Origin of the sequence: Pseudarthrobacter sp. (genome assembly GCF_036675385.1) — a bacterium.
Lineage (GTDB): Bacteria > Actinomycetota > Actinomycetes > Actinomycetales > Micrococcaceae > Arthrobacter.
Map to the genome: position 1 here is coordinate 1 of NZ_JAKFFD010000052.1, position 2867 is coordinate 2867.

Annotated in this window: 2 protein-coding genes and 2 pseudogenes; 3 read left to right on the plus strand and 1 reads right to left on the minus strand. The window is 63.8% G+C overall.

What is annotated here, in order from left to right; all coding sequences use genetic code 11:
* Positions 1-219: 219 nt before the first annotated feature.
* Positions 220-723, plus strand: a pseudogene (locus tag V6M49_RS04770) (alkaline phosphatase D family protein); the annotation flags it as partial.
* Positions 724-1157: 434 nt separating this feature from the next.
* The gene (locus V6M49_RS04775) at positions 1158-1757 is read left to right on the plus strand and encodes a hypothetical protein (protein ID WP_332760303.1); all 600 of its coding nucleotides are present in this window, start codon (positions 1158-1160) and stop codon (positions 1755-1757) included.
* Positions 1758-1762: 5 nt separating this feature from the next.
* Here V6M49_RS04775 and V6M49_RS04780 read toward each other — a convergent pair.
* Positions 1763-1942, minus strand: a pseudogene (locus V6M49_RS04780) (AraC family transcriptional regulator); the annotation flags it as partial.
* A 233-nt stretch (positions 1943-2175) separates the two neighbouring features.
* Here V6M49_RS04780 and V6M49_RS04785 point away from each other — a divergent pair.
* A partial coding sequence (locus V6M49_RS04785) for a hypothetical protein (RefSeq protein WP_332760304.1) occupies positions 2176-2867 on the plus strand: 692 nt, incomplete at its 3' end.

The following is a 2867-nucleotide window of genomic DNA, read 5'->3' on the forward strand; positions in this document are numbered from 1 at the left end:
ATGTCGCGGCTTTAAGGAAATACGGCGGTGTGGACATCTGCACTGTTCTTTCGTACGAAGGATGCCTCTTACCGCGGGAGCAGCCATAAGTGATTACCGAGCATTAATAGAAGCTGCACTTACCGTGTGCCATACAAATGATAACGGCGAGGTTCCAGATATTAGACCTCAGCGGACTGATTGTCGAACATTATGGTCCGGCACGAACATCTTGCCTAAGAGCACCTCGCCGCGGACCGCACCATCACCGGCGCGGAACAGGAGAAATGGCTGCTGGACGGCTTCAAGAACTCCACCCAGCGCTGGGAGATCCTGGGCCAGCAGATAGTCTTCGCCGAAAAGGACCGCAACCAGGCCCCGGAGATCGACGACGTCTCCATGGACGGGTGGGACGTGTACGCCGCATCGCGCCGCCGCAACTGGGCCAACGACATCAAGGTGGACTACAAGGATCCCGCCTCCCCCGTCGGCTCCGAACTTGTCTGCACATCCATCACCTCCACCGGCAACGGCACCGGCTCAACCACCGACCCGACCATGGCCTGGAACCCGCACCTGAAGTTCTACAACGACAACCGCGGCTACGTGAACACCCGCATCACGAAAGAGGCGATGACCGCTGACTTCCGGGTCCTGGACTACGTCACGACGCCGGGATCCCCCGTGTCGACGAAGGCTTCCTTTGAGATTCGGGACGGTTTGGCGGGACTGATCGGTGGTTGAGCCTGTCGAGCCCGGCCGCGGTGGTTGAGCCTGTCGCACCCCCGCACGTCGTCGGCTGCCTCCCGACAAGGGCCCAAGGCGGTGGTTAGCTTGTCCACCATGATCTGACTTACGCGCTCCAAGCCAGTGAGTTGGCCGGGTTCAACCGTCAGCCTCAGCAGTGGGGCGTCCGTCAGTTGCGACGTTAGGGGCAGGAGGGTGATCGACTCTGAAGCCCCAACAGGTCATCCTGGATGATCAGTGGCGGCCCGGGGCTACCGCAAGGCCGGCAGTCTGTGGACCTCGAGCTAGCACTATGGCAGGAGAAGTTCGACGCCCTGGACTCCAGCCGGCACGACAGTTATACATCTGCCGCGGAATGCCCGGTGCGACTGGGATAGGCTCGCCTGGGACCGGGGCATGCATGGCTTCGGCGGCAAGGAGCGAGGAATTCATTGGATCTGCTGGGTGGCTTGAGCCGCGACGAACTCCGCTTCTTTCCCTGGATTGCTGCCGCCGTCTTCGCGCTGGTGGCCGGCCTCTGGCGTCCGCGCAGGTTTCATTGGACGGCGCTTGGTTCCGTCCTGCTCTTTGCGGCCCTCAACGCGGGTGCCGGGATCTATGTCCTGAGCCAATTCCGTGATTCCCGATGGTCCGCAGGAGGGGAACCGCCGCTGACCGTCCCGTCGTTCTCCGGGACGCCAATCGTGGGCCAGTATCTGGGCCCCCTGGACTCCGCGCTGAACGGGGTGGTCGGTGGCGTGAACGAGTTCCTGGCATTCAAGCAGGCACTTCCCATAGCGCTGGACTTCCTTGCCGTGTCCGGCTGGGCCCTGCTCCTCTCGTTCCCGCTCGCCATTGTCGCCGCCGTCGTCAGTTACGCCGTGGCTCGACGCCGAGCGGCGGACTTTGAAAAATACCGCGCCACCGTTGACCTGCTCAAAGAAGAGCTTGAGCAGGTCAAGCGGCAGATCTCGTCAGGGAGTGTCGTTGACACGGCGCTCCCTGCAGAGGGCGAGGTCAGTAACGTGCGGCACAGACAGACGGGCCGATAATTCCGCTAGGCGCGCCCCACCGGCAGCCGCAACTCGGTGGTTGCGGTGCTGAAGTCGGCGGCGGTCCAGAATGGCAACGACCGAGGGGCAGGGCCTAAGCCGCCAGTGGTTGGAGGGGACCAGTCAGCTGCTGTGGCCGCCCACCTGGACTGGAGGGCCGCCGGGTAGGGTCCGGTGGTGCGGAACGCCGTGCAGGTAGGTCAGCTCGCTGCCCTCGGTGGGAAGGTTCGTTGCTGTCAGTTACCGGCGGCCGTGCCAAAGAGCCGAGCGACCTCGGGGGTCATGGAGTAGCGCTCACCGTCCCAATCCCAGATGTAGTGCCAGGAATTGCCCTTGGGGGTGGTGTACATCGGTCGAGGGCGCTGCGAGCTTCGACCATGTACAGCAGGTCAGGCCGAACCTACAATGAGCCATGCCCATGACCGGCCGAGCTGTCTCCGTTACGGTGCTGCTCGCCGTCGAGGCAGGACTGGCACTGCTGGCCGTGCTGGTCCACCACGGTTTCATGGCGGTGTACGGCCGTGTTGCCGATACCGCGTTCGAAGGACTCACCTGGGCCTTGACGGCAGGTCCTTCCGGAATGGCGCTCGGTCTGGTCGCGGTGGTTGCCGTGGTCGGTTTGGTCCTCTCGCCACGACTGTGGATGCGACTGACGGCCGTGGCCATCCCGGTCCTCATGCTGCTCGTGATGCTCGCTGTCACCCCCTTGGCCCTGGGGCAGAAGACCGGGAAGTACGACTCCTCTCCGCAGTGCGTGACCGAGGGTACGGATGAGCCCATGGCCAGTGCAGACCGCGAGTCCCAGCGGGCGTTCGATTCCATCGAACACATCGGCCTTTACAGCGGTGGCGGCGTGAGTGGTGTGGGCGGCTGTACCCGCTGGTTTGTGCTCTCGGGAGACGTCGATGTGTTGCAGCACTATCGTGCAGCGCTGCCAGCGGCGGGCTGGGAAGTGGTCGAGGATGACGGGCGCCACCTGCGGGCCCAGCGTGACGGCCTGGCGTTCCAGGTGATGCCCTGCCCTGGCGGCGGTGCCGTCTGGGCCGGAAGTGACGACCACCCCGCATACGGACAGGGAATTCCTGGGCTGGCGGGCACTGAAATTTGTCC